The sequence below is a fragment of the Salinibaculum sp. SYNS191 genome (assembly GCF_037338445.1).
GTDB lineage: Archaea > Halobacteriota > Halobacteria > Halobacteriales > Haloarculaceae > Salinibaculum > Salinibaculum marinum.
In genome coordinates this window covers 1127996-1154766 of the sequence record NZ_CP147838.1, presented here as the reverse complement: position 1 = coordinate 1154766, position 26771 = coordinate 1127996, and the positions used below count along the sequence as shown (strand labels likewise).

Genomic DNA, 26771 nt, shown 5'->3' with positions numbered 1-26771 from the left:
GTCACCTCTCCGGCACGCCGCGGGCCGAGGGTTTTTGACCGACGACGGGACCAGCCCCGTGCGATGTCTCCGAGACCCGAGCCGGTCTGTGAGTGGGATGGCTGAGCGCGCGGAACTCGCCCGCCAGCGGGCAGACGGGCGCTACGACCTCTCCCGCGCACGGTGGGGTGGGACCAACGCCGCACTCGCGGCCGTCTCCGACGGCACCCCGCCTGCGGAACTCCCCGTCGAGTGGCGGCACTGGCGCGCGGGCGTCGATTTCGCCGCGCTCGTCGCCGACCTCGACTATCTCGCGACGAGCGTCTGCTACCGGGTCGGTGAGTCGGAGACGACCGTCTTCCTCTCGCTGTGGTTCGGGGTGCCACTCGTCGACGAATCCGCGAATCCGGGTGCCGGTGCACTCGTCGCCGTCGACTCGCTCGACGACGCTCGTGCCGTTCGCGCGGCGTTTCGGGCGTTCAAGGGTGCGCTCGCCGACGCACTGACCGCTGGCGACCTTCCCCCAGTCGCTGCACCGTGTGTCATCTCGGCGTGGCTCCGCGGACTCGCCGCCCGCGAGACCCACGTCGCCCCACCCTTCCCTCCGCCCGAGCGTTTAAACGGGATGGGCCGGCCAGACGGCACGTGACCTGACGCCTGCCGCGGCGTGGCCAGCGGTCGCGTGGCACACCACGTCGCGTCGCGGTCGCGTGCCACCTGCTCGCCCCCGCGTCGGACAGTGCCGCTTTTGTGTCCCGGCCGACTACCGGCGGGCGTGACAGACGGTCCCCGGACGGCGACGACTCCCGACACCGAACAGGCCTGCGGGCTGGTCAGCGACGGCATCGAGGCCGGCGCACTCGTGACCCTGTTCGGCCACTGCACCGTCGACTACGAGGGTCGCGCGGCCAGTACACTCGGGCCGGGTGACCGGCTGGTCGTTCTCAAGCCCGACGGCACGGCGCTGGTCCACACCGACGAGGGGCAACAGCCCGTCAACTGGCAACCGCCGGGGTGTGCCCACTCGGTGTCGGTCGACGGCGACGCGCTGGTCATCCGGAGCGAGCGCGAGACGCCCGAGGAACTGCTCGTCGTTCGCTTCGAGTCCGTCGACCACGCCGCGCTGTTCGACCCCACCGACCCGAGCGACCTCTCGCTGGTCGGGACCGAGGCCGACCTCCGGGACCGCATCCTCTCGGACCCGGCGCTCGTCGAGGACGGGTTCGAGCCCCGGGCGACCGAACGGGAGACCCCCGCCGGCGCGGTCGACATCTACGGGGAAGACGCCGACGGGACGGCCGTGGTCGTCGAACTCAAGCGCCGCCGCGTCGGTCCGGACGCGGTCGGCCAGCTCACCCGCTACGTCGACGCGCTGGAGCGGGACCTCCACGCCGGGCGGGAGGTGCGGGGTATCCTGGTCGCCCCGTCGGTGACCGACCGGGCCAGACGGCTCCTCGCAGAGCGCGGCCTCGAATTCGTCTCCGTCGAACCGACGGCAGACGGACAGTCCGCGGACCGGTAGTCAGCCGCTGTCGGCCGTCGTTGCAGACTGCTCGCGCCCGATGGACTCCAGCCGGGCGGCCATGGTCGCGACGGTCGCGCCGGCCGCGTCCAGTTCCTCGACGGTCACGCGCGTGAACGGGATGTCGTAGGTCACCGCCTCGCCCGTGACGGTGACGACGCCCGGCGTCTCGACGGCCAGCAGTGCCGACTGGACGTCCTCGCTCAGGAGCGCGGCGACGTTCCCTTCTTTTCCCCGGACGACGAACCGGTCGTCAATGTCCGGGTGTCCCGTCGCGACGCCCCCTTCGGCTCCCGCGCCGTCGGCCTCGATGCGGATGGTGAAGGAGGCGTCGACGCCCTCGACCGTCGCACGGACCTCCAGGTGCGCCTGTGAGAGGATGCCCGACACGTCGGTGGTCACCGTCACCGACTGGCCCTCGATTATCTGCTGGAGGTCGCTGGTGTGGGCTTCCATCCCCTCGTCGAACGACGATGCCGCGGTCAGCCGCTGCCAGTGGCGGCGCTCGCGCAACCCGAGTACGACCAGCCCGAGCACCCACGCGCCCCCGACGCCGCCGACCAGCAGGAGCGGCGAGAGGGCGTCGGTGACCGTCAGTACGGCCAGAACTAGCACAGCGAGGGCCGTCCAGCCGGTCTGGAGGGTCTTCGTCCCGGTGTACCGGCGGCGGTCTGCCATTGGTCCCGTTGCTCCGCGGGACGGTAAAAATCCCGCGGGGCCCCGCCTCAGTCGTCCAGTTCCCGCTTGAGCTGTGCTAGCGTGTTCAGGGCGTCGAGCGGAGTCATCGTCGCCACGTCGACGCCGAGAATCCGCTCTCTGACGCTTTCGGGTATCTCCTCGCCGGTCGCTGGGCCGGCATCCACCTCGGACGATTCCACACTCCCGCCGTTCGCCCGCCGTCTGTCTGCCTGTCTCCCGTCGACCACGTCGATTCCGCTCTCGCCGGTTTCCGGTCCGGCACGGCGGTGGCCGTTCGTCCCGGCGTCGTTCTCGTCAAGGAGGTCCCGCGCCCGGTCGACCACGCCGTCGGGCACGCCCGCGGTCGAAGCCACTTCGACGCCGTAGGAGGCTGCTGCGGCACCGCGCTCGACGGCGTGCTCGAAGACGACGCCGTCGTCGTGGTGTGTCCGGAAGTGGAGGTTGAACACCCCGTCGAGGCGCTCGGCCACGCTCGTGAGTTCGTGGTGGTGGGTCGCAAAGAGCGTCAGCGCGCCAACCTCGTCGTGGAGGTGCTCGGTCACCGCCCGGGCGATTGCCAGCCCGTCGGCGGTGCTTGTGCCCCGGCCGACTTCGTCCAGCAGGACCAGCGACCGCTCGGTAGCGTGGTCGAGGATGTCCGCGAGTTCGGTCATCTCGACCATGAACGTCGAGCGCCCGCCCGCGATGTCGTCGCTGGCACCGACCCGTGTGAACACGCGGTCGACGAGTTCGATGCGCGCGGCGCTCGCCGGCACGAAGCTCCCGGCCTGTGCGAGCACTGCGATGAGCGCGACCTGGCGCATGTACGTCGACTTCCCGCTCATGTTCGGGCCGGTGATGACCGCGAAGTGCTCCTCGCCGTCGAGGTGGACGTCGTTCGGCACGAACGACTCCTCCGTGCGTTCGACCACCGGGTGGCGGCCATCCTCCACATGGATGCCGTCGACTGCTGGCCCGTCGCTACCGTCGTCCGCCTCGGGGTCTGCGACGACCGGTCGCGTGTAGCCGTACTCCGCGGCCACGGTCGCGAAGGAGACCAGCACGTCCAGTTCCGCGAGCGCGTCGGCCAGCGACTGGACCCGCTCGGACTCGTCGCCGACCGTCGAGCGCACCTCACAGAACAGTTCGTACTCCAGTTCGTCGGCGCGGGACTCCGCGCTCAGAATCTCGTCCTCCCGTTCCTTGAGTTCGGGTGTGTAGTACCGTTCGGAGTTCTTCAGGGTCTGGCGGCGCTCGTAGTCGTCGGGCACGCTGTCGAGGTTCGCGTCGGTCACCTCGATGTAGTAGCCGTGGACGGCGTTGTGACCGACCTTCAGCGATTCGATGCCGGTCCGCTCGCGCTCGCTCGCCTCCAGGTCGTCTATCCACGCCTTCCCGTCGCGTTCCGTCTCCCGCAGGCGGGCGAGTTCGTCGTCGTAGCTCGGCTTGACGATGCCGCCCTCCGTAATCTCCCGCTCTGGGTCCTCCCGGATGGCGTCCCCGATCAGCGAGCGCACGTCCCCGAGCGGGTCCAGCCGCTCGCGCAGCGACCGGAGTTTTTCGCAGTCGGCGTCGGCTAACGCCTCCCGGAGTCCGGGGACGACGTCGAGCGTCTCCTTCAGCGAGCGGAGGTCCCGGGCGTTCGCCCGGCCGCGAGCGATGCGCGAGACCAGCCGTTCGATGTCGTAGACGTCGCGCAACCGCTCGTGGAGGCGTTCGCGGGTCTGGACCGCACTCCGGAGTTCCCCCACGGCGTCGTGGCGGGCGGCGATGCGCTCGCGCTCGACCAGTGGCCGGCGCAGCCAGTCGGTCAACTTTCGCCGGCCCAGCGCACACGCCGTCTCGTCGACCACGTCCACGAGCGTCAGCCCTTCGCGGCCGTGGACCGCGCGGCGCTCGAACAGTTCCAGGCTCTCCAGTGCCACCCGGTCCAGCACCATGAACTCCCGCGGGTCGTACCGCGTCAGGTGGTTCAGGTAGTCCAGCCGCCCCTCCTCGCCGCCGCGGGCGTACTCGGCGTAGTCGAGCAGGGCCCCGCAGGCCCGGATTTCGGCGTCGCTGGCCAGCAGCGACTCCGGCGAGCCGAAGTATTCCGTCAGTTTCTCCCGGGCCTGTTCGCCGTCGAAGACCCGCTCGTCGTAGGGGCTGACGACGCAGGCGTCCGCGAGCAGGTCCGTCGGGGCGTCGGGGCCGACGATGCCTTCCGCCGGGTCGAAGCGGCCGAGTTCGTCCGCGATGGTGTCCCGGTCCCGGTCGCTGGTCGCGTAGAAGTCGCCGGTCGAGACGTCCAAAAGCGCCAGCGCGTACTCCTCGTCGCCGGCGAGCGCGGCGACGTAGTTGTTGTCGTCGCTGTCGAGCAGTTCCGCCTCGGTGAGCGTGCCGGGCGTGACGATGCGGGTCACCGCGCGGTCGACCACGCCCGTCGTCTCCTCGGGCTCTTGCACCTGGTCGGCGACGGCCACGCGGTAGCCGGCATCGAGCAGGCGCTCGATGTAGGACTCGGCGTTGTCGATGGGGACGCCGGCCATCGCGTACTGGCCGGTGGAGTCCTCGCGCTTGGTCAGCGTAATCTCGCAGAGCCGCGCCACCTGCTCGGCGGCCTCGCAGAAGGCCTCGTAGAAGTCACCCACCTGGAAGAGCACGAGTGCGTCGTCGTACTGGCTGCAGAGTTCGAAGTACTGGCGCATCATCGGGGTCAGGTCGTCCTCCCGGTCGGCCATCTTCTGGGGTGGCCCGAGCGCCGCGTCCATGGCTGTCTGGCGGGCGTCCGCGCTCAAATAGCTTTCACTTCGGGTGGTCGCCGCCGGCGTCGGCCGTGCGAAGGCAGATACGTCACCAGCCCCAACTGAATCCATGCGCGTCGAGGACATCTACGTCGCCGAGGCCGCCGGCGAACCCATGCAGCGCGTCGAGTCCGTCCGCGCGGTGTCGGGCGGTCTGGAGGGGGACCGCTACTGCACCGGCCGCGGCCACTACTCGCCGTTCGACGTCTGTCAGGTGACGTTCGTCCAGGCAGAGGCGCTGGAGGAGATTCGCGACCGGACGACGCTGGACGTGACCGACGGCCAGCACCGGCGCAACGTCGTCGTCCGCGGCGGGGACGTCCACGACCTGCTGGACCACCGCTTCACGGTCGGTAGCGCCCGACTTGAGGGGACCCGGACGCGCCCGCCCTGTCGCTACCTGGAGCAGGTGACCGGCCAGGACGGCCTGTTGCGGGCGCTGGCGGACGGGAACGGCGGCATCTGCGCGCGCGTCGCCGACTCCGGAAGCTTCTCCGTGGGCGACGAAATCCGCGACGTCGAGGACCTGAACGACTTCGAGTCGCTGGTGGCCAACATCCGGGAACGCGTCGGCCGGTGAGCGGCGCGCCCGGGCCGGGCGAGATTTCTAGCTGATGTCCGACCCCTTGAACCGCCAGTAGCCGAGCGCGACGGGGACGACTATCCAGGCAATCATCAGCCCGAAGACGAACCAGTCCTGGAGGTAGACCGGCGCGCCGGCGGTACTGACGGGGGCGCTCCCGGCAATTCCGCCGGCACCGAGTCCGCCGACCAGGTCGGGCAGGATGACGCTGTTGAACAGGCGGCCGTAGCCGCTGGCGGGCGACAGTATCGTCAGGAACTGGACGGTTTCCTCGGCCAGTTCGATAGAGAGCCCGAAGTCCGCGACGAACCGGATGGCCGCGACGATACCGGACCAGAGCGGGCCCAGAACGATGACCAGCCCGATAGCGGGGGCCATCGCCCGGGTTCGCGTGCTCGTCGCCGCCGAGAGTCCGACCGAGAGTCCGACGAAGGCGATGCCGAGCAGTGCGGTCAGCCCCGTCGTCAGGAGGTAGGGGACCAGCGGCAGGTCTCCGTAGACGAGGAGGCTCACGACCGCGCCGATGACGAACGCGATGGCGATGGCGACGCCGATGACGGCGCTCCGGCCGAACAGTTTCCCGACCACGACGTCCCGGCGGGAGGGCGGGAGGCTGAGCAGGATCTTCAGGCTGCCGGCCTCTCGCTCGCCGGCGATGGCGAGATACGAGGCGACGACAGCGGTGACGGGAACCAGGATGCCGGCCGGGAGGGTGATGAGGACGACGGCGGCCCGCCCGCCGATGGGGGAGTCCGACAGCAGGCCGGGCAGCGCCGTCACGAGGAAGACCAGCACGGAGAAGACGCCGATGACGCCCCACAGCAGGTAGGACCGTCGGGCGTTCTCGAAGTCGCGCTTGGCGACCACCAGCGAGCGGTTCATGCTTCCACCTCCGTCGGTTCGGGCGCGTCGTCGCGTTCGCCCGTGTAGGCGGCGAACAGGTCCTCCAGCGAGGCCTGGGTCGTCTCGATGTCACGGACGGACGCGCCGGCGTCGCGCACCCGGTCGATGACAGTAATCTTTGACGCCGGGTCGGTGCAGGTGACGCGGACGGTCGAATCCTCGCGGACGACGTTCGAGATGCCCGGCACGTCCGCGATGTCGACGTCGGGGACAGTGTCGAGCGAGAGTGTCAGCGTCGACCCGGTGCCGACCTCCTCGCGGAGGCCGTCGATGGTGTCGACGGCGACCATCGTGCCGTCGGTGAGGATGCCGACGCGGTCACAGACCGCCTGGACCTGTTCGAGGATGTGGCTGGAGAAGAACACGGTCGCGCCGCGGTCGGCGTGTTCGCGCACGATTTCGCGCATCTCGCGGGCGCCGTTGGGGTCCAGCCCGTTCGTCGGTTCGTCGAGCAGCAACAGGTCGGGGTCGCCGACCAGCGCCATACCGAGCGCGAGGCGCTGGCGCATCCCCTGGGAGTACTCGCCGGCCCGGCGCCGGGCGTCCTCCCGGTCGAGGCCGACGCGGTCGACGATGGCGTCGGGGTCGTCGTCGGCGTTCTTGAGTTCGGCGGCCATCTCGATGTGCGTCCGCCCGGAGAGGCGCGGGTAGAGGTCGTACCCCTCCGGCAGGACGCCGATGCGCTCGCGGATGGCCGTCGTCTCCGCCTGGGCGTCGTGGCCGAGAATCTCGGCGCGGCCGCTCGTCGGGCGGATGAAATCGAGCAGCATGTTGATCGTCGTCGACTTCCCGGCCCCGTTCGGACCGAGGAAGCCGAAGACCTCGCCGTCCTCCACGGTGAGGTCGAGGCCGTCGACGGCGTAGACGTCGCGGCCGAAGCGTTTCGTCAGGTCGTCCGTCTGGATGGCGGGCATAGCGGGGACCTCCGTCCCCGCCCTTCGAACGCCTGAACATAACGCTTGGTGGTCCCGGACGGGGGAATTTTGACCCCGGGTGGCGTCAGGGCGATTTGATGGACTCCCAGCCCGACGGGACCGACCGCCCCACGATGGCCGACTCCCCCGACGGTTCGTCCGCGGGTGTCGCGTCGCGTCTCGGCGGCGGGACGCCCGTGTGGCAACGCCGCTCCATGCGACGGGCTGTCGCCGCCGGCGTGACCGCCTTCGTCGTCGGGTACCTCCTGACCGCGGTCGCCTTCCTCGTCGAGATGCGGGCGCTGTCGCTCGGGAACGACTCGAGGTCCGGCAACCTCGTCTCGACGATTATCGACCAGGCGGTCGGCGTCGGTGGCCGGCAGGTCGTCGCCTCCAGCGGCGGCGAACTGGCGCTGGCGCTGCGCTCGGTCGGCTGGACCTTCTTCAGCGCCCAGGGCGTCCCGCTCTCCGGGACCGCATCGGGTCTGGGAGTGTCGGCGTCGGGAACGGTCGACGTGCTCACCCTCGCCGGCAAGGCCGTCGAGATTCCGCTGACGCCGCCGCTGTACTACCTGATTCCGCCGCTCTGCCTCGCCGCTGCCGGCTGGTGGCTCGCCCGCTCCGGGCCGGTGTCTTCGATGCGCGAGGGCGCCGTCACTGGCGGGCTGGTCCTCGCCGGGTATCTGCCCTGCGTCGCCGTCGCGACACTCCTGCTCGCGTTCTCGGCGACTGTCAACCTCGTCGTGGCGTCGGGGACTATCACCGCCCGGCCGGTGCTCTGGCGGGCGCTGGTCTTCGGCACCGGCTACGCCGTCGTCTTCGGCGGGCTGGGCGGCGTCGTGGCCGCGAAAATCAGGGCGTCGTAGGTGGCTACTCGCCGACGGCGACGGCCGTGTCGGACTGGAGCCAGGCTGTCTCGTTCGTCCGGTCGTAGATGACGACGTCCCCGTCGCCCGTCTCGATGGCCCCGTACCGCTCGTCGTCCGTCGTGTCGGTCTCAGATTTCATGTGTTCTCCGGGCCGTTCCGGCCCGATACCACACTGTTCGAGCAAATTAGTGGATAAATGTTTCGTACTAAGTCAGAAAGGGAAATGAATGGGTGGTAATTCACTCTAGGTCCTAGTATGTCGGTACGTAGGTACCCATCTATACCGAGTTCTTCTTTCGCCATCGCGTTCGGAGGCACTGCCGCCCGCACGCCGGCAGCGACCGTCCGGGACATGGCCATTTCTATGTACGAGCGCCTGGTACCACCGGGTATGACACGGAACCCTGCACCGGTAGCGCCGCCGGTCGTTCTCACCGTCGCGGGGAGCGACTCCGGCGGTGGCGCAGGCATCCAGGCCGACCTCAAGACGATGGAGGCCGGGGGTGCCTTCGGTACCAGCGTCGTCACGAGCGTCACCGCACAGAACACGACCGGGGTCGAGAGCACGCACGTCCTCCCCGTCGAGGAGATCGAGGCCCAGGCCGAGGCCGTCCTCTCGGACTTCGACGTCGCCGCCGTCAAGACGGGGATGCTCGCGACCGGCGAGGTCATCGACCTCGTCCGCGAGAAGGTCGCCGCGACCGACGCGCCCGCCGTCGTCGACCCGGTGATGGTCGCCACGTCCGGCGACCGCCTGCTCGAACCCGAGGCGGAGGCCGCCTACGAGGACCTCGTCGCCGCGTCGACGCTGGTCACGCCCAACACCGACGAGGCAGAGGTGCTGACGGACATCGAGGTGACCGACAGCGCCAGCGCACAGCAGGCCGGCGAGGCACTCGTCGAGATGGGTGCCGACGCCGCGCTCGTCAAGGGCGGACACGTCCCCGGCGACGACGTGGTGGACGTACTCGTCACCGCGGACAGCGTCGAGAGCGTCCGCCATCCGCGGGTCGACACAGAGGCAACCCACGGGTCCGGGTGTACGCTCTCCTCGGCCATCGCGACCCGACTGGCTCACGGCGACGACCTTTCGACCGCGGTCCGGACCGGAATCGACCTGCTGGCCCGCGCCGTCCGGTACAACCTCGACGTGGGCGAGGGGCCGGGGGCGGTCCACCACATGGTCGCCGTCCGGGACCGCGCGGAGCACCAGCCCACCGTCGAGCGGGTCGCCGAACTCGTCGACCAGTTCGTCACACGCGACGTCTCACCGCTGGTCCCCGACGTGGGGATGAACGTCGTCGGTGCGACCCCCTACGCCGAGGTCCCGACGGAGTGCGCCGCGGTCGAGGGCAAGATTACGCGGACGCTCGACGGCGTGGCACCCAACCGCGGCGTCCGCTTCGGCGCGTCGACGACCGTCGCGCGCACGCTGCTGGCGGCCCGCGAGTTCGACGCCGAACTCCAGTTCGCGGTCAACTGCCGGCTGGACGCCGACACCGAGGGCGCGCTCGACGCTCTCGACGGTGCCGTCGCCGAGTGCGAAGCCACCGACGGGGCCGACGCCCCGACCGAGCAGGCGATTCGCGAGGCGCTCGACGCGTCCGGCGACCGACCCGTCGCAGTCGTGGACCGCGGCGGCACGGGACGGGTCGGGACGGTTACGCTGCTCGCGGCGGACTCGGCGGCGCTCGCCGACCGGACCATCACGCTACTCGACGCGGCGAGCGAGGAGTGAGGCGAGTCCGAGCGCGGCCAGGGCCACGAGGACGCCGAAGCCGGGCCCGCCCGCCCCCGGTGTACCGTTGCTGCCGTCGGTCGTTCCGTCACCGCCGACGCTCACCGTCGTCGAGACGTTCCCGGCGGTGAACTCGTAGGTCCCCGCTTCGTCCAGCGTCGCCGTCGCGGTGACCGTCGTCGCCGCGTTGCCCGCCAGTCGCACGCGCTCGCTTTCCAGTTCGGACTCTCCCCGTCGGATGGTGACCGTCGCGGCCCCCGGGCGGGCGAACTGATTCTCGACAGTCGCGGTGAGCCGGACCGTCCCGCCCGCCTCGACCGTCGTCCGGTTCGCGGAGAGGCCGGTGACCGAGAGCGCCGCCGGTTCGCGCACCCGCACCGTCAGCGCGTCCTCGCCGGTGGAGAGCCGGTACGTGCCGGGCCCCGGGAAGGCGACGCCGACGGTCTCTGTCGCGTTCGCTCCCGCGTCGAGGTCCCCCGAGCGGGCCGCGACAGGGTCGCCCTCGCGGGTCACCAGCAGGTCGTAGGTCCCGGCCGTGCCGCCGACGTTCGCCACGCCGACGTCTGCGACGAGGCGCTCGCCCCGGACGAGTTCGACGTCGCCGACCGTCCCGTTGCGGTACGGCCCGGCGACGCGGAGACCATCGCTGCCGGACTCGGGGAAGGTGTAGCTGAACCGTGCGGGGAGTGACCCGAAGGCCCGCTGGTGTTCGCGTCCCGACCAGACCGACGGCCCCGCCGTCGTCGCCGTGTACCGCCGGGCGATGTCCCGGGCCCCGTCGCCGCCCGCAGACCCGACGAGGGCCAGGAACTCGTCCTGCGTCACCGCGTCGGCGTCGCGGTTGATGCCCTGGAACACCGACTGGAAGGTCTCCCGGCTGTCGGTCGCCAGTCGCAGTCGTCTGTCGAGGGTGCCGACGACGAGTCCGCCCTTCAGGTACTCTGCGCCGTCGTGCCAGGATGCAGGGTCAGCGAGGGTCACGTCGTCGTAGCGCCAGCTTGCGCCGCGGCCGAGGTACCGCTGGAACGCCTCGAAGTCGATTCTGTCCTGTTCGAGCGTCGCGAGCGCGGCGTAGTACTCCGCGCCGCCCTCGTAGAACCACGCCGTGGCGTCGGTGTTCCGGAAGGACTGCCGGGTGTGGACGTATTCGTGCACCCAGACGTTGTCCGGGCGGTCCACGGTCTCGTTTGCGACGACGTAGAAGTCCCGGTCCCCGGTCTGGATGCCCCGCACCGCCCAGGGGACGCTACGTGGCGCGGCAATCATCAGCACCGACTCGTCGCGGTCACCGACCCGGAGCCGGTCGGCGGCGTCGGTCACCGAGGCGAAGACGTCCGCGCGCTCCTCGTCCAGCGTCGCGGCGTCGGGGACGACCAGCCGGAAGGTCTGGCCGTGAGCGTCCCGCCGGACCGACTCGTGGGGGCCGAGAAAGACCATCGAGGAGCCGACGACGCCCGGACCGCCCGTCCCGCTGGTCCACTCCGTGGCAGGGTTCTCCGTCCCGTCTCGATAACTGTACCCGATACTCGGCGAGGGTCGCTGCCGGAACAGCGCCCACTCCCCGGCGTCGACGAAGGTGAACCGCCCGCCGGTCCCGATGGGGCCGACTCGCCGCTCGGTCCTGTTGACCGCCACCGAGAACGTCAGCGTCGGCGTCCGCGTCGACTGCTCGGCTTCGCGCCAGACGTAGGTGCCGTCTGGCTGCCGCTCGAACCCGTCGGCGACGGGCTTGCTGGCCTCGGGGAACAGCGAGGTGTTGAGCCTGACGACGTTCTCCGGGACCTCGAACCGCCACTGGACCTCGACGTGGCCTGGCCGGTCGGGAGTCAGCCGGTACTCCGTTCGAATCTCGATTGTCGGACCGTCGGATTCGACCTGTTCCGTCCCGGCGTCGATCGCTGACGACCGGTCGGCCGGCTGTGTCGCCGCGCCGACACCGACGGCGGCGAGCGTCCCGACGAGAAGCACGCAGACCAGCAGACTCCGCAGGTCCCGGCGCGTCATCTGCCCCTACTTTCGAGGGCGCGCAGATAACTGCTGGGGCCACGACGACGGCCGGGCGACGACGACGGCCGGGCCGCGCTCGTGATTCAGTCCGCGCGCTCGGGCAGTTCGGCCGCTATCTCGTCGAAGACACCGCTGACCCGGTCGCGAATCTCGGCACGAATCTCGCGGACTTCCTCCATCGGCTCCCCGTCGGGGTCGGGCAGGTCCCAGTCGCGCACGTCGGTGTCCGCGTCGAGGTCCAGCGTCGAGCAGCCCATCGTCGCCACAACGTCACACGCGTTCAGTTCCGCGGTCGATATCTCGCGGGGCGTCCGGTCCGAGAGGTCGATGTCCAGTTCGGCCATCGCCGCGACGACCACGTCGTGGACCTCGTCGGCGGGGTGGGTGCCGCCGGTGAGGATTTCCACCTCGTCTTCCAGGCCGCGCTCGGCCCGTTCCTGCTCGGCGAAGGCGGTCGACATCTGCGAGCGGCCGGCGTTCTGGACGCAGACGAAGGCGACGCGCATCAGGCCACCCCCCGCGTCTCGTCCATCGCGGTGAGCACGGCAGACGCGCGTTCGGTCGCGGCGTAGTAGCGCCACCGCCCCTCCTTCTCGCGGGTCGCCAGGCCGGCGTCGACGAGGTCCGTCAGCGCGTGGCTCACAGCGCTCTCGCTGACGTCCACCAGCGGTTCGAGTTCGCAGACGCACAGGCTCCCGTCGGCCGTGTCGAGCAGGCGGGCCAGGCGGTAGCGCGTCTCGTCGCCCAGCGTCGACAGCGCCGCCCGGTCCCGGGCCAGGCCGTCGGTGAAGGCGTCGTCGCGAAGCCGGTCGAGTTCGTCCAGTCTGTCCTGTACGTCGCTGTCGCAGCACTCCCCCAGTTCTTCGGTCAGGAGGCGCTGGAGCCGTTGGCGCGTCTCGCTCATCGACAGACGATTGAACGACTGTTCATATGTTCGTTTCGGTGGTCGGTGTGTCACGACGACACTCGCTCGCCAGTCGACTGAAAACAGGGGGACGAAACGGGAGTGTCTCTCAGAACGGGACGATTGCCGGCAGCAGCTGGTCGCCCAGGCGGGCGAGGTCGGAGAGGCCGCCGCCGAGGAACCGCTCGTCGATTTCACCGTCGCGGTTCTGGTCTTCCGGAATCCACATCTGGTTCTCGTCGCTGTCGTCACCCTCACCGAGTTCGTCGCTGCCGTTCGCCGGCGTGGGGTGCGTCGGCGGGGTGTCGTCGCCGTCGGTGGACTCGTCGTTACACGGCGAGTCGGCACCGACGACGCAGATACCCATCTGTCCGTCGGAGGAGGAGTCGTTCGTCTGTATCGCGGTCCCGCCGGCGGCGGCAGCGCCGCCGACAGCCACCAGCGACACGGCGAGGGCCATCAGGAGCGGTAATGCTTTCCGTACCATTGCACCCGTCGCTACAGGCCCCATTAAAAAGTGCCCTGTCGTGACTCAACCAGCGATTGTAGTCGACCACTTCCGCCCCGCACCCACAGCGTTTTAGCCGGGCACGCACGCAGGGGGAGGTATGACTGCCGAGGGTATCGTCGGGGAGTTCTTCGCGCTGAAGGAGGAGACCGACGCTGACGTGCTGACGATGCAGTGCGGGGACTTCTACGAGTTCTTCGGCGACGACGCGGAACTGGTCGCCGACGAACTCGACCTGAAGGTGAGCCAGAAGTCCTCCCACGGCTCCTCGTACCCGATGGCCGGCGTGCCCGTCGACGACCTTACGCCCTACGTCTCCGCGCTGGTCGAGCGGGGCTACCGCGTCGCCGTCGCCGACCAGTACGAGACCGACGACGGCCACGCCCGCGATATCACCCGCGTCGTCTCGCCGGGAACCCTGCTGGAGACGACCGACGCCGAGGCCCAGTACATGGCCGCCGTCGTCCACGACGGGGACGCCTACGGTCTCGCCTTCGCCGACGTGACGACCGGCCAGTTCCACGTCACCGAACTCGCCGGCCCGGACGCCCGCGACCGCCTGCTCTCGGACCTCTACCGCTTCGCCCCGGTCGAGATTCTGCCCGGTCCCGACGTGCGGACCGACGACGAACTGCTCGACCGCCTGCGCGAGCGGACCGACGCGATGCTGACGCTGCACACCACCGAGGCGTTCGCACCGGGCCGGGCCCGCCACCGCGTCCGCGAGCAGTTCGGCAAAGAGACGCTGGAGAGCGTCGGCATCGAGGGGAAGGAGGCTGCCGTCCGCGCCGCCGGCGCGGTGCTGTCCTACGTCGAGGAGACCGGCGCGGGCGTGCTGGCGTCGATGACCCGGCTGCAGGCCCACGGCTCCGGCAACCACGTCGAACTCGACGCGACGACGCAGCGCAATCTCGAACTCACCGAGACGATGCAGGGCGCCCGGTCGGGGTCGCTGCTGGATACCGTCGACCACACCGTCACGAGCGCGGGGTCGCGGTTGCTCCGGGAGTGGCTCCAGCGCCCCCGCCAGTCGCGGGGCGAACTGGAACGGCGCCAGTCCGCGGTGGCAGCGCTGACCGAGGCGGCGATGGCCCGCGAGGAACTCCGGGACCTGCTCGGGGGTGCGTACGACCTCGAACGGCTCGCTTCGCGGGCGGCCTCGGGTAGTGCCGACGCACGGGACCTCCGGGCGGCCGCGGAGACGATGGCGCTGCTTCCCGAGGCGGCACAGCTCGTTTCCGAGACCGACCGCCTCGCCGATTCCGCACTTGCCGACGTGCTCGACCGGCCGGACCACGACGCGGTGGCCGACCTCGCCGCCGAACTCGACGAGGCGCTCGTGGCGGACCCGCCGGGGACGGTCACGCAAGGCGGACTCATCAGCGAGGGCTACGACGATGACCTGGACGAGATAATCGGGGACCACGAGGCGGCCCTGGAGTGGCTGGAGACGCTGCCGGACCGCGAGAAGCGCCGGACCGGCATCACGCACCTCTCGGTCGACCGCAACAAGACCGACGGCTACTACATCCAGGTCGGCCAGAGCGAGACCGACGCCGTCCCCGAGGAGTACGAGCAGATAAAGACGCTGAAAAACTCCGAGCGCTACACGACGCCGGAACTCGACGAGCGCGAGCGGGACGTGTTGCGTCTGGAGGAGCGCCGCCACGACCTGGAGCGGGCACTGTTCGAGGAGTTGCGCGACCGGGTCGCTGCCCGGGCAGAACTGCTGCAGTCGGTCGGGCGCGCGCTCGCAGAGGCAGACACGCTCTCCGCGCTCGCCGCCCACGCCGTGCGCAACGACTGGACGCGGCCGGAACTCACCGACGGGCAGGACCTCGACATCGAGGCCGGCCGGCACCCGGTCGTCGAGCAGACGACCGACTTCGTGCCCAACGACCTCCGGATGGGCGGGACGGCTTCGCCGCCGGACCAGACGCGTGCCGACCGGCAGTTCCTCATCGTGACCGGCCCGAACATGAGCGGGAAGTCGACGTACATGCGCCAGGCGGCGCTCATCACGCTGCTGGCGCAGGTCGGGAGCTTCGTCCCCGCCCGCCGCGCCCGCGTCGGCCTGGTCGACGGCATCTACACGCGCGTCGGCGCGCTCGACGAGCTCGCGCAGGGCCGGTCGACGTTCATGGTCGAGATGCAGGAACTCTCGAACATCCTCCACTCCGCGACAGAGGACTCGCTGGTCATCCTCGACGAGGTGGGGCGGGGGACGGCCACCTACGACGGCATCTCCATCGCCTGGGCGGCGACGGAGTACATCGTCAACCGGATTCGGGCCAAGACGCTCTTTGCGACGCACTACCACGAACTGACGACGCTGGGCGAGGAACTCCCGAGCGTCGAGAACGTCCACGTCGCGGCCGACGAGTCCGACGGCGAGGTGACGTTCCTCCGGACCATCCGCGACGGGCCGACGGACCGCTCCTACGGCATCCACGTCGCCGACCTCGCCGGCGTCCCCGACCCGGTCGTCGACCGCTCCCGGGACGTGCTCGAACGTCTGCGGGAGGACAAGGCAATCGAGGTCCGTGGCGGCGACGGCGGGAGCGACGGCACGACGCAGGTCCGGTTCGACCTCGGCTCCGGCGAGTTCACGACGGACAGCGACGGGGGCGACGAGCGCGTCGCCACCGACGGGAGCGCGGACCCGCCGCTGGACCCGGAAACGGCGGCGGTCCTCGACGAACTCCGGGACCTCGACGTCAACGAGACGCCGCCGGTCGAACTCATGGCGACGGTCCAGGAGTGGCAGGAACAGGTCGCCGACGAGTGACCCGGGGTAGCCCCGGTCGACCCCGCGCCAAGTGCACCAGCCGACCCGGTTCGAGGCAAAATCGACCGTGACCAGTGCGAAAATACTTCCCAGTCAATACGTGTGAAACGCTGACATGCGGTTCAACCCCCCACTGCCGTTGTTCACCTCGTCCAGCATGGGGAGCAAGGAGGAGATAGAGGTTCACCGCGAGTGCCGCGACTGCGGCGAGAATCTGGGCACCGACATCGAGGAGTGCCCGCGGTGTGGTGGGACGCCCGTCGTCTACGAGTTCAGCGAGTGACAGAGAGGCTTGCTGGCCCGTACTACCGCCACGCATCTGGGTGGTGTGGTGGACGGTGGGACCGTCCCGTTCGGAGGCCGTCGGTTCGTCGCCCCCTGTCTCCAGTCGCATCGCGCGGGCCGGACGGCGGCGCTGACGCCACCACCCTGTCGCCGTCGCGGCTGCCGAACTCCAGCAACCTTTTTCCAGTACCCCCGAATCAGCCCACCTGATGGACGTGTCGACCGTCGGACTCGCGCTGCTGGCGGCCGCTGGCTGGGGTGCCGGGTCGCCACTGTCGAAACTCGGGATGGAGGCGGGCGGCGAACCGTACCAGGTGGCGCTCACCGTCGTCACCATCAGCGCCACCACGTACTGGCTCGCCGTCGTCGGCCGCGGTGCGGACGTGTTCGCGAACGCGACGTGGGTCGTCGCCCTGTTCGTGGTGACCGGGCTCGTCGCCACCGCCGTGGCGCGGGTGCTGGCCTTCGGCGGCGTCAAGCGCCTCGGCTCCAGCATCAACAGTGCCGGCATCAACACCCGCCCCGTCTGGGCGTCGGTCCTGGCCGTCGTCGTCCTCGGCGAGACGGTGACGCCGCAGATGGGGCTGGGCATCCTCGTCGTCGTCGCGGGTCTCATCACCCTGGCGTTCTCCGAGGGCGGCGACATCTCGGGGTGGGACCTCCACCAGCTCGCCTTCCCGCTCACGGCCGCCGTCGCCTTCGGTGCGGGCAGCGTCGCCCGCCGCTTCGCGTTCACCAATTCGGCCATTACCCCGCTCGAAGGGGCGGCGCTGAACGAGACGGCCGGCCTCGTCGGCCTTTTCGGGTTCCTGGTCGTCCGCAATCCGGGCGTCGACGACGTCCGGGACGCGCTCGCGGCACCCCGCCGGGCCTACGCGTACTTCGCGGGGTCGGCGCTGTTGAACGCCTTCGCGCTGCTCGCGCTCTTCGAGGCGCTGTCGCGCGGGCGCGTCGTCATCGTGGACCCCCTCTCGTCGCCGACGTCGCTGTTTGCCATCCTCTTTACGTTCATCTTCCTCCGTCGCGTCGAGCGCGTCACTCGCCGGCTCGTCCTCGGCGCGGTTCTGGTCATCATGGGGGTGGTCCTCATCACCGGCCCGGACCTGCTTCCCCTGTAGCGCTCGCGGGGACCCGTGGAGCGAACGGCCCGTTCTCGGGACGTTGACACTGCCGAGTCGCTAAAGTTTGTGCAGCTACAAGTTTAGAACGTAGCCGTGAACGACCCCGGACAGACCACCAGCCGCGAACGTGAACGCGACTCAGTTCACCTTCGGAAGCCCAACCCATGATTGAGACCCTCCGCAGCGTCTTCGACCGCACCCCGTGGTTCGTCTCCGAGCACGACCACGTCGTGGAGATGGAGTGCCCGAACCACGACCACGTCGTCGCGACGGAGTCGACCGTCCCGGAGTGGACCGACGATAAACTGGCAGCGTACCTCTGTGACCGCTGCAACCGCCAACACCTGTTCCGGTGGGGAGCGCTGACACCGGAGTACGTCGGCGACGCGTCGGGCTATCCCGGATAACGGCGAACTCCGGCCCGCAGGCCCCTCTCGCCGGGCCAGTCCAGTTACTTACCCTCGTTCGAGCCCTGGCAGGCGTCCGTCGCGCGTCTGACTGACATTCTTACCGGGCCTCGCTGTACCCGGCGTATGGACAGTCAGACCACCGGCACCACCGCGATTACCGACGAGGACCGCATCATCGGTTCCACGGGCGAGGCCGCCGACAGCCTGAAGTCCGCAATCGACCGCAGGTGGGAGCGGATGCGCGAGGACGGACACAGGTAATCTACCCGCCCGGTCCCGGGACGCCAGCGGCGACGCGGCCTCGGCGTCGTCGCCGACGCAGTCACCATGTTGTCGTTCGACAGTCGGGAGTGGCTACGGATTGTTGGCGGTTCTCTGCGGGGTTCCTGTCGCGAGTGGACAGTAGGTCCGGGTTGTGTGGCGTCTGCTGCTGGTAACCACTCCGGTCCCGACTCTCCCCCGTGCCTACCGCTGCCGTCTGCGAGATACTGGCTCTATAACAAAACAGGTCTGCTCCTTCCCGTCCGGTGGAGGAAGACTCTATGACAGACCCAATGATACGAATCGGTCACTGCAGTCCCGACGCACCGAACGTCGACATCCAGGTCGACGGCGAGACGGCGTTCGAGGACGTCGGCTTCCGCGACCTCTCGGACTACACCAGCCTCGCCCCGGGCGAGCACATGGTGCGCATCAAGCCGGCCGGGAGCACAGACACGGTCATCGAACTGAACGCCTCGCTCGACGAGGACACCCGGTATACGGCGCTGGCGACGGGGATGCTCGACGACATCGAAGCCACCGTCTTCGTGGACGACCCCGGAGACGTCCCCACTGGCAAGGCACACGTCAGGTTCATCCACGCGTCGCCGGACGCCCCGCGCGTCGGCATCAGCGTCCGGGACGGCCCGGACCTGTTCAAACGCCAGCAGTTCCGGAGCGCGAGCGACTACGAGCAGGTCGACGCCGGCAGCTACGACCTCGACGTGATTCCGACCGGCAACCGCGAGCCGGCGCTGTCGCTGGACGGCATCGAGTTCAGCGGCGGGGCCGCCTACAGCGCCATCGCCGTCGGACTGGTCGAGGACGGTTCCCTCGACGCGTTGCTGGTCGAGGACACCGTCGCGGAACTGGCGGCCGACGACTGACGAACGCGCGCGAATTTTTTTGCGTGGACATTTGAGGGTGCCCGTGCAACGGTGGGGCAATGACGAACATCCGGGAACTCGACGCGAAGACCGTCGAGCGCATCGCCGCGGGGGAGGTGGTCGAGCGGCCCGCCAGCGTCGTCAAGGAACTGGTCGAGAACAGTCTGGACGCCGACGCCGGCCGGGTGCAGGTCGCCGTCACCGCCGGCGGGACCGACGGTATCCGGGTCACCGACGACGGCATCGGCATGACCGAGGCGGAACTCCGCCGCGCCGTCGAGAAACACACGACGAGCAAGATAGCCGACATCGCCGACCTGGAGGGGGGCGTCGGCACGCTCGGGTTCCGGGGCGAGGCGCTGCACGCCATCGGGGCCGTCTCGCGGCTCACCGTCACCTCCCGGCCGCGCGACGGCGGTTCGGGGACGGAACTCACCGTCGAGGGCGGCGAGGTGACCGACGTGAGCCCCGCGGGCTGTCCGACCGGGACCACCGTCGAGGTGGAGGACCTGTTCTACAACGTCCCCGCCCGCCGGAAGTACCTCAAGCAGGAGTCGACGGAGTTCGCCCACGTCAATACCGTCGTCACGAACTACGCCCTCGCGAATCCGGACGTGGCCGTCTCGCTGTCTCACGACGGGCGGGAGACGTTCGCCACCACCGGCCAGGGCGACCGGCAGGCGACCGTGATGTCGGTCTACGGCCGCGAGGTCGCACGGTCGATGCTCCCCGTCGACACTGACGCCACCCCCGACGGTCCGCTCGACGGCGTCTCGGGGCTGGTCAGCCACCCGGAGACGAACCGCGCCTCGCGCGATTACCTCTCGACGTTCGTCAACGGCCGCTACGTCACCGCGTCGACGGTCCGAGAGGCCGTCGTCGAGGCCTACGGCTCGCAACTCGCCAGCGACCGCTACCCCTTCGCCGTCGTGGACCTCGCAGTCGACCCCGGCACCGTCGACGTGAACGTCCACCCCCGGAAACTCGACGTGCGCTTCGCCGACGACGAGGCGGTCCGCGACCAGATTCGGACGACCATCGAGGAGACGCTGCTCGCTGAGGGGTTGATTCGCTCCTCGGCACCCCGCGGGCGGTCCGCCGCCGACGAGGCGACGATTCGGCCCGGAGACGACGGGAGCGGGGACGGCGGAGGCGGGGCCGACGCTCCCAGCGATACTGCCGATGCTGACACCGCGCGGTCCGACACCGACACGCGCCGGTCCAGTCAGTCCTCGTCCTCCTCCTCCTCCTCCTCGCGCTCGTCGACTGGCGCGTCGGCCGGTCGTTCGAGTGGCACATCGGACGCCCGCGGGAGCGGTTCGACTGGAGCGGCGGCGTCGGTCGACGACGGCCGACGGAATCGACGCCAGCGCGCCGCGGGGGACGGGCGGAAGTTCGACGGGGCCCACGACCAGGCGCGCCTCGGCGACGCCGACGGCGACCCGGACGAGCGGACGTTCGACAGCCTCCCGCCGATGCGCGTGCTCGGGCAGTTCAGGGATACCTACATCGTGGCCGAGACCGGGGACGGGCTGGTGCTGGTCGACCAGCACGCCGCCGACGAGCGCATCAACTACGAGCGCCTCCGCGGGGAGTTCGAGGGCGAGACGACGACGCAGGCGCTTGCGGACCCGGTCCGGCTGGAACTGACCGCCCGCGAGGCCGAACTGTTCGAGAGCCACGGTGACGCGCTCGCACGTCTCGGGTTCCAGGCACAGCGCGTCGACGACCGGACCGTCGAGGTGCGCTCGGTCCCGTCGCTGGTCGCCGAGACGGCCGGGCCGGACATCGTGCGGGACGTGCTCGGCGAGTTCGTCGGCGGCGACGCGGCGGCCGCGGAGACGGTCGACGCCGCGGTGGACGAACTGCTCGCCGACATGGCCTGTTACCCCTCGATTACCGGCAACACGTCGCTGACGGAGGGGTCGGTGGTGGACCTGCTGGACAGGCTGGACGACTGCGAGAATCCCTACGCCTGCCCGCACGGCCGCCCGGTGGTGGTGGAACTGGACGACGAGGAACTGGAGAACCGGTTCGAGCGGGACTATCCGGGGCACGGCGGGTGAGCGGAACGAGGGGATTGGCAACGGCACTGCGGCGGCCGGGAAGCGCGTGGTCGCTATGCGACCCGCGCAACCCGGGGAAAGGCAGGCCTGCCACGAGCATCCGGCGGCGGAGCCGCCGGTTCACCGTCAGAGCTTCGATCTGACGTGCCCTCGTTCGTTCCCTGCGGTCACTCACGAGAACCCTCCGAGCGCTCTACCGAGCGCGAGGAGCCTCCACGCGAGCGAAGCGAGACGCGACCACCGGGAGCGGCTCGGAGATGTGAACGGCGGCTTTGCCGCCGTGAGCCGGCGCGAGTGCGAGACCCGACGCAACAAAAAGTGGGACGTAGCAAAAAGTGGAGACTTAAGCCCCTCCCTGCTGATTGCCAGCGTATGACAGAACTCGTGACGTTTGGCGAGACGCCCCTCCAGTTCTCGCCGCCGGGGAAAGAGCGCCTCGAAACGGCCCGCGAGACGACAGTTTACGCGGACGGCATCGAGAGCAACGCGGCCGTCGCGGCGAGTCAACTCGGGACGGCGAGCACGTGGATATCCAAACTCCCCGCGACGGCTCCCAGCCGCCGGGTCGTGGGTGAACTCGAACGCCACGGCATCGAGACGTCCATCACCTGGGCCGGCGAGGGTGAGGGCCGCCAGGGACTGGTCTTCCGGGAGGCGGGGCACCCGCCGCGAGACCCGCAGCGGTGGCACGACCGCGACGGGACTGCGGCGGCAACTGCGGAGCCCAGCGACGTGCCGATGGACGTCGTCCAGGGGGCCGACGTCGTCTTCTCGGGGCTGAGTACGGCGGGCCTGTCTCGCAACGCCGAAGCGACGGTCCAGGCGATGCTGCGGGCGGCCCATGGCAGCGGTCCGACGACGGCGGTAACCGTCGATTACCAGCCGGGACTGCGGCCGCCGGAGTCGCTGCGGGAGACGCTGCTGACGCTGCTCGAACACGTCGAGGTGCTCATCGGGGACGAGGCACACGTCAGGACGGTGTTCGACCGGTCCGGGAAGCCCCGCGAGCTGGCCAACTCGATTGCGGCCGAGTACGAACTGGATACCGTAGTCATAACGAGCAACACCAGCAGCGCGGTCGCGCTCGAAGACACGCCGGGGACGAACGTCGTTCACGAGCGCGAGGCGGCCGAACTGGAGCCGGTCGACGAGTCCGGACAGCGCGGGGCGTTCTCGGGCGGGTTCCTGGCGCGGCTCTGTGATGGCGCGGACCTCCCGGAGGCGCTGAGCTACGGGGTGGCTGCGGCGACGCTGGCCCGGACCATCCCCGGACCGTTCATGACAGCTAACCGGGCGGAAATCGAGCGGACTGTCGACGAGGCAGTCGACTCGTCCAGGTAAGGTGCCGTTAGAGATTTAAGACCGCTTCCCGAGGTGTCGCATATGTCACGGTTACTGGTATCTGTCGCGACGACAGTACTCGTCGTTGCCGCGCTCGCGCCCGGTGCAATCGGGGGCGTCGCCGCCCAGGAGGACGTCGCACTGACGGTCACCGTCGTCGACTCCGATGGTGAACGCCTCGGCGGCATTACTGTCAACGCGACGTGGGGCGACGGGATGTCGACCACGGACACGACACTCCCGAACGGCCAGGCCGGCTTTGCTGTCCCCGAGGGGGCCGACGTCCAGATTCAGATAGAGGACGACACCTACCTGCGGAACTTCCCGTACACTGTCGAGAACGTCACGGAGGAGTCTGTCGAGGTCTCGGTCGCGCGGTCGGGAACGGCGACTATCGCGGTCGAGGACGCGAACGGACCGGTCGAGAACGCGAGGGTCTGGCTCTTCCGCGGGCCTCGCTACGTCGACACCAGGCAGACGGGAGCCGACGGGATGTCGACGACGGACCCCGTCGAGCAGGGGGCATACGGGCTGCAAGTCCTGAAGGCCGGCTACGTGACCAACACCACGGACATCACCGTCGGTCCCGGGACGAACAACAAGACCGTCCAGATTCGCCGTGACAGCGTCCCGGTGGAGTTCAGAGTGACCGACGACACGTTCGCCACGCCGCGTCCCATCGAGAACGCCACTGTCAACATCCAGGGCGGTGCCTCGCTGCCGACGCTCACCAACGGGTTCGCGTCGACGAGCGTTCCGGTCAACCGGGACTACACCGTCACGGTGAGCAAGGACGGCTACGACAGCGTGACGCGGTCGCTCGAAGTCGACGAGGAGGCGGCGTCGCTGAACGTCTCCATCCGGCGGACCGAGGCAATCAGCGTCACCGCGGTCAACGACCGCGTCGTCGTCGGCGAGTCGACGTCGGTGACCGTCACCGACGAGTACGGCGAGCGGGTCTCCGGGGCCACCGTCAGCGTCAACGGGTCGACGGTCGGCGAGACCAACGCGAACGGCCAGGCAACCGTCCCCATCGAGTCGACCGGTAGCACGAGCATCACCGTGGAGACGAACGGACTCAGCGCGTCGACGGTCGTCGAGGGGGTCCAGCCGGCGCAGGAGGCCACGCCGACGGTGACCGCGACTGTGACGGCGACCGAAACGACCGCAACCCCGACGCCGGGTGAAGACGGTCCCGGGTTCGGCATCGCGGCCGCGCTGGTCGCCCTCGCCGGGACGCTGCTGCTCGCCCGTCGTCGGTAACTGAGTGCGGGAGACTTAACCGCGACCGACCGCTTTTCACTGGTATGACCGTTCTCGCCGACATCCACGACGAACACGGTGCAACGTACGTCGAGCGCGGCGGGCGCGAGGTGGTCGACCACTACGGCAAGCCAGCGCGCGTCCACCGGGCCGTCCGCAAGGGCGTCGGCTTCCTCGAATACGCCTACGGCGTCCTGACGGTCGAGGGCGACGACCGCGTCGAGTACGTGGACAACGCCGTCTCCAACCGCGTCCCGCAGACCGACGGCGAGGGCGTGTACGCACTCCTGCTGGACCCCCAGGGCCACATCGAGACGGACATGTACGTCTACAACGCCGGCGAGCGCCTCCTCGTGTTCACGCCGCCGGGCGAGGCCGAGGGCCTCGCCGCGGAGTGGCGCGAGAAGACCTTCATCCAGGACGTGGACATCGACGTCGCGACCACCGACTTCGGCGTCTTCGGCGTCCACGGTCCCAAGGCGACGGAGAAGATAGCCAGCGTCTTCAACGAGCAGACGCCCGACCAGCACCTCTCCTTTGTCCGCGGGTCGATGGGCGACGCCGGCGTGACCGTCGTCCGTACCGACGCGCCGGCCGGCGAGGAGGGCTACGAGGTTATCTGCGCCGCGGCGGCCGCCGAGGACGTGTTCGACACGCTGGAGAACCGCGGGCTCAACGCCGTCCCCTTCGGCTACCGGACCTGGGAGACGCTGACGCTGGAGGCTGGCACCCCCCTGTTCGAGTCGGAACTGGACGGCGAGATTCCCAACGTACTCGGCCTCCGCAACGCCGTCGACTTCGAGAAGGGGTGTTTCGTCGGCCAGGAAGTCGTCTCCCGCGTCGAGAACCGCGGGCAGCCGAGTTCACAGCTGGTCGGGCTCACGACGGAGGCGGTCCCAGAGCGCGGTGCGGCGGTCTTCGCCGGCGACGAGGCCGTCGGCGAGGTCACCCGTGCCGTCGAGAGTCCGGACCTTGGCGAACCCATCGCGCTCGCACTCGTCGACTTCGGGACCGGGGGCGACCTGGCCGTTCGCGTCGACGGCGAGGAGCGCCTTGCGAGTCTCGCGAAGCTGCCGTTCTCCGAGGGGTCCGACCGTTCCGAGCGGATTCCGCAGTATTAGTTCTCGTCTTCCCGTTCCACCCAGGTTTCGTGGACGGTGACCCAGGAGAGACCTGCTGGTGCCTCGGTGTCGGTGTGAAACAGCGCCGTGCTGAGCCGGCCGTTCTCCCCCTCGGGCGTCGTCTGCCACTCCTCGTACCTGGGGACGGCGTACCCGTCTCCCGCGTCGACCATCTCGACGTTCCGGATGTCGATATCGAACTCGCCGGGGTCGTAGGCGTCGTGCGTCTCCCGAACCATCTCTAGCACTGCCTCCTGGCCGATGCGGTCGCCGTCTGGACTGACCATCTCGAAGTCGGACCCGATAGCCGCGGCCATCGGTTCGAAGTCCCCGGTTTCGCCGGTGTACCACGCGACGAAGAACTCGTGGAGCCGTTCGATTTCGTCCCGGCAGTCGGCGAGCGTCAGCGTAGCCATGCGACTACCGTCGCGCCCGCAGTGCTTGAAACTGCGGCCACTGGGACCGCGCATCTGTCCGGAGATTTATGTCCGAAACCGCGACCAGACGCCGTGTGCGCTGAGTTTTGCCTGGCGGCGACGAGCCGGAGCGCGACACACCGCCGCCAGGAGCAGTCGTGTCGCCTGTTCGCCTACCGCGAGAGCATCGCCCGCAGCTGGTCCCGCGAGAACAGCGTCGTCGGCCGGTCCATGTGGACGCCAATTTCCCCTTCGAAGGCGGCCATCCCGGCACGCTGGAGCGGTCTCGGCAGCGAGTAGCCGGCGCGGACGAGCGCGCCCAGTCGGATGTCCGTCCGCAGGTCTCCGCGCCAGGCACGCTCGTAGTCGCCGAGCGTCCCGGGGTCGTCGGGGTCGATTTCGCGGGCCGCGTGGTCGGCGGCGGTCATGCCGTAGCGGATGCCACCGCCGGTGAACGGCTTGGTCTGTGCCGCGGCGTCGCCGACGAGGAACGAGCGCCGACCAGTCACGCGCTTCGGCGGGCCGATTGGGATGAGTCCCGAGCAGCGGCGGGACACGTCGGCCCCGTAGTCCGCCACCAGGTCGTCGAAGCGCGCACGGACGTCCTCGCTGTCGGCGGCCATCCCGAGGCCGTACTCGACGCCGGCCTCGCCGCGCGGGATGCGCCACGCGAAGAAACCCGGGACGGTCAGGTGCACGTCCACGAAGTCCTGGTGGTCGGCCGCTTCGTCGAACCCCAGCACCCCGTGGAGGAGTTCGTCGGGGTCTGGCAGGCCGAGTTCCCGCCGGACGCGCGAGCGCGGCCCGTCACAGCCGGCGACCATCTTCCCGCGGTGCGTCTCGACACCGTCGGGTCCGCGCACCTCGACGCTGACGTGGTCGCGGTGTTCCGCCACCCCGACGACGGTGTGTCCCTCACGCAGGTCCGCGCCAGCCTCGCGCGCGGCGTCGGCGAGCGTCCGGTCGAGACCGACGCGGTCGATGACGTTTGAGACCACCTCGTCCTTGTAGAACTCGTAGGCGCGGGAGTCCGCGCCGCCGAGGTGAAAGCGCGCGCCGTAGACCTCGTTTTGCAGCAAGTCGTCGCGGGCCCCATCGGGCGTGAAATGCCAGATATCCGTGCTCACGTGTCCCGAGCATGCCAGGGGCTCGCCGACCGTCCCCTGCTCGAAGGCGATGACGTCGTGACCCGCCGCGGCCGCACGCCGCGCAAACCGCGAGCCTGCAGGCCCCGCGCCCACGACGACGAAGTCGTGCATACCACGACGTGTCGCGCGCACGGACAAATCCGTCACGGTTAGTGCTCGGTACCTGTGGCCTTTGACCCTGCATATCAAGGGTGGGTTCAATGGTCCGTGTGGAAACCGGGGGGTTGACCCCGTCGATTCCCGAGCCAAAAAAGGAATCTTCAAAAGCACGCCCCA

26 protein-coding genes are annotated in these 26771 nt (G+C 69.6%); 15 read left to right on the top strand and 11 right to left on the bottom strand.

Going from position 1 to position 26771, the window contains the following annotated elements; translation table 11 throughout:
- The first annotated feature begins 97 nt into the window (after nucleotides 1-97).
- The gene (locus tag WDJ57_RS06240) at nucleotides 98-628 is read left to right on the top strand and encodes a hypothetical protein (protein WP_338904856.1); all 531 of its coding nucleotides are present in this window, start codon (nucleotides 98-100) and stop codon (nucleotides 626-628) included.
- Between the two features lie 126 nt (nucleotides 629-754).
- The gene (nucS, locus tag WDJ57_RS06235) at nucleotides 755-1501 is read left to right on the top strand and encodes an endonuclease NucS (RefSeq protein WP_380630211.1); all 747 of its coding nucleotides are present in this window, start codon (nucleotides 755-757) and stop codon (nucleotides 1499-1501) included.
- Here nucS and WDJ57_RS06230 read toward each other — a convergent pair whose 3' ends face one another.
- Nucleotides 1502-2179, bottom strand: a complete 678-nt coding sequence (locus WDJ57_RS06230) for a hypothetical protein (protein WP_338904854.1) — start codon at nucleotides 2177-2179, stop codon at nucleotides 1502-1504. It lies immediately after the preceding gene.
- Nucleotides 2180-2226: 47 nt separating this feature from the next.
- Entirely contained in the window at nucleotides 2227-4929 is a 2703-nt protein-coding gene (gene mutS, locus WDJ57_RS06225; RefSeq protein WP_338904852.1) for a DNA mismatch repair protein MutS, read from the bottom strand.
- Nucleotides 4930-5032: 103 nt separating this feature from the next.
- On the opposite strand from mutS (WDJ57_RS06225), the gene WDJ57_RS06220 reads away from it, so the two are divergent.
- Complete coding sequence (locus WDJ57_RS06220) at nucleotides 5033-5542, top strand: MOSC domain-containing protein (protein ID WP_338904850.1); 510 nt, start codon at nucleotides 5033-5035, stop codon at nucleotides 5540-5542.
- Nucleotides 5543-5569: 27 nt separating this feature from the next.
- Here the strand turns inward: WDJ57_RS06220 and WDJ57_RS06215 are convergent, their stop codons facing one another.
- Together WDJ57_RS06215 and WDJ57_RS06210 are read right to left on the bottom strand one after the other, a co-directional pair.
- Nucleotides 5570-6427: an ABC transporter permease subunit gene (locus WDJ57_RS06215; protein WP_338904848.1), complete on the bottom strand. Its 858-nt coding sequence runs from the start codon at nucleotides 6425-6427 to the stop codon at nucleotides 5570-5572.
- Nucleotides 6424-7362, bottom strand: a complete 939-nt coding sequence (locus WDJ57_RS06210) for an ABC transporter ATP-binding protein (RefSeq protein ID WP_338904846.1) — start codon at nucleotides 7360-7362, stop codon at nucleotides 6424-6426. The genes WDJ57_RS06215 and WDJ57_RS06210 overlap by 4 nt, the downstream gene beginning before the upstream one ends.
- A gap of 98 nt (nucleotides 7363-7460) precedes the next feature.
- Here WDJ57_RS06210 and WDJ57_RS06205 point away from each other — a divergent pair, with 98 nt between their 5' ends.
- Nucleotides 7461-8228, top strand: a complete 768-nt coding sequence (locus WDJ57_RS06205; RefSeq protein WP_338904844.1) for a hypothetical protein — start codon at nucleotides 7461-7463, stop codon at nucleotides 8226-8228.
- A gap of 4 nt (nucleotides 8229-8232) precedes the next feature.
- On the opposite strand, the gene WDJ57_RS06200 is transcribed toward WDJ57_RS06205, so the two are convergent.
- Nucleotides 8233-8370, bottom strand: coding sequence for a DUF7331 family protein (locus tag WDJ57_RS06200; protein WP_338904842.1), 138 nt, complete (start codon nucleotides 8368-8370; stop codon nucleotides 8233-8235).
- A gap of 252 nt (nucleotides 8371-8622) precedes the next feature.
- On the opposite strand from WDJ57_RS06200, the gene thiD reads away from it, so the two are divergent.
- Nucleotides 8623-9969: a bifunctional hydroxymethylpyrimidine kinase/phosphomethylpyrimidine kinase gene (thiD, locus tag WDJ57_RS06195; protein ID WP_338904840.1), complete on the top strand. Its 1347-nt coding sequence runs from the start codon at nucleotides 8623-8625 to the stop codon at nucleotides 9967-9969.
- Here thiD and WDJ57_RS06190 read toward each other — a convergent pair.
- From WDJ57_RS06190 to WDJ57_RS06175, 4 genes are all read right to left on the bottom strand, one after another.
- Nucleotides 9943-11973 (bottom strand): PGF-CTERM sorting domain-containing protein, encoded by a 2031-nt coding sequence (locus WDJ57_RS06190; protein WP_338904838.1) that lies wholly within the window; start codon nucleotides 11971-11973, stop codon nucleotides 9943-9945. The two genes, thiD and WDJ57_RS06190, sit on opposite strands and share 27 nt — an antisense overlap.
- A gap of 86 nt (nucleotides 11974-12059) precedes the next feature.
- Nucleotides 12060-12482, bottom strand: a complete 423-nt coding sequence (locus WDJ57_RS06185; RefSeq protein WP_338904836.1) for a low molecular weight phosphatase family protein — start codon at nucleotides 12480-12482, stop codon at nucleotides 12060-12062.
- Entirely contained in the window at nucleotides 12482-12880 is a 399-nt protein-coding gene (locus WDJ57_RS06180) for an ArsR/SmtB family transcription factor (RefSeq protein WP_338904835.1), read from the bottom strand. The genes WDJ57_RS06185 and WDJ57_RS06180 overlap by 1 nt, the downstream gene beginning before the upstream one ends.
- 109 nt (nucleotides 12881-12989) lie before the next feature.
- Nucleotides 12990-13367: a hypothetical protein gene (locus WDJ57_RS06175; protein ID WP_338904833.1), complete on the bottom strand. Its 378-nt coding sequence runs from the start codon at nucleotides 13365-13367 to the stop codon at nucleotides 12990-12992.
- 121 nt (nucleotides 13368-13488) lie between these two features.
- Here WDJ57_RS06175 and mutS (WDJ57_RS06170) point away from each other — a divergent pair, with 121 nt between their 5' ends.
- The 10 genes from mutS (WDJ57_RS06170) to WDJ57_RS06125 all read left to right on the top strand — a co-directional run bounded on the left by mutS (WDJ57_RS06170) (nucleotide 13489) and on the right by WDJ57_RS06125 (nucleotide 24931).
- Nucleotides 13489-16176: a DNA mismatch repair protein MutS gene (gene mutS / locus WDJ57_RS06170; RefSeq protein WP_338904831.1), complete on the top strand. Its 2688-nt coding sequence runs from the start codon at nucleotides 13489-13491 to the stop codon at nucleotides 16174-16176.
- A gap of 115 nt (nucleotides 16177-16291) precedes the next feature.
- On the top strand, nucleotides 16292-16459 hold the full coding sequence (locus tag WDJ57_RS06165; protein ID WP_338904829.1) for a hypothetical protein: 168 nt from the start codon (nucleotides 16292-16294) through the stop codon (nucleotides 16457-16459).
- Between the two features lie 211 nt (nucleotides 16460-16670).
- Nucleotides 16671-17579: an EamA family transporter gene (locus tag WDJ57_RS06160; protein WP_338904827.1), complete on the top strand. Its 909-nt coding sequence runs from the start codon at nucleotides 16671-16673 to the stop codon at nucleotides 17577-17579.
- 167 nt (nucleotides 17580-17746) lie between these two features.
- Nucleotides 17747-17989, top strand: coding sequence for a hypothetical protein (locus tag WDJ57_RS06155; RefSeq protein ID WP_338904826.1), 243 nt, complete (start codon nucleotides 17747-17749; stop codon nucleotides 17987-17989).
- A gap of 126 nt (nucleotides 17990-18115) precedes the next feature.
- Nucleotides 18116-18253, top strand: a complete 138-nt coding sequence (locus WDJ57_RS06150; RefSeq protein ID WP_338904824.1) for a hypothetical protein — start codon at nucleotides 18116-18118, stop codon at nucleotides 18251-18253.
- A 281-nt stretch (nucleotides 18254-18534) separates the two neighbouring features.
- On the top strand, nucleotides 18535-19140 hold the full coding sequence (locus WDJ57_RS06145; RefSeq protein ID WP_338904822.1) for a DUF4397 domain-containing protein: 606 nt from the start codon (nucleotides 18535-18537) through the stop codon (nucleotides 19138-19140).
- A 59-nt stretch (nucleotides 19141-19199) separates the two neighbouring features.
- A complete protein-coding gene (mutL, locus tag WDJ57_RS06140; RefSeq protein ID WP_338904820.1) occupies nucleotides 19200-21206 on the top strand; it encodes a DNA mismatch repair endonuclease MutL in 2007 nt (668 codons plus the stop codon).
- 372 nt (nucleotides 21207-21578) lie between these two features.
- Nucleotides 21579-22547, top strand: coding sequence for a PfkB family carbohydrate kinase (locus WDJ57_RS06135; RefSeq protein WP_338904819.1), 969 nt, complete (start codon nucleotides 21579-21581; stop codon nucleotides 22545-22547).
- 42 nt (nucleotides 22548-22589) lie between these two features.
- Nucleotides 22590-23810, top strand: coding sequence for a PGF-CTERM sorting domain-containing protein (locus WDJ57_RS06130; RefSeq protein WP_338904818.1), 1221 nt, complete (start codon nucleotides 22590-22592; stop codon nucleotides 23808-23810).
- Nucleotides 23811-23854: 44 nt separating this feature from the next.
- Nucleotides 23855-24931, top strand: coding sequence for an aminomethyltransferase family protein (locus WDJ57_RS06125; RefSeq protein ID WP_338904816.1), 1077 nt, complete (start codon nucleotides 23855-23857; stop codon nucleotides 24929-24931).
- Here the strand turns inward: WDJ57_RS06125 and WDJ57_RS06120 are convergent.
- Both WDJ57_RS06120 and WDJ57_RS06115 read right to left on the bottom strand, forming a co-directional pair.
- The gene (locus tag WDJ57_RS06120; RefSeq protein WP_338904814.1) at nucleotides 24928-25347 is read right to left on the bottom strand and encodes a hypothetical protein; all 420 of its coding nucleotides are present in this window, start codon (nucleotides 25345-25347) and stop codon (nucleotides 24928-24930) included. The genes WDJ57_RS06125 and WDJ57_RS06120 overlap by 4 nt on opposite strands.
- A 173-nt stretch (nucleotides 25348-25520) precedes the next feature.
- Nucleotides 25521-26606, bottom strand: coding sequence for a geranylgeranyl reductase family protein (locus WDJ57_RS06115; protein ID WP_338904812.1), 1086 nt, complete (start codon nucleotides 26604-26606; stop codon nucleotides 25521-25523).
- Nucleotides 26607-26771 lie beyond the last annotated feature (165 nt).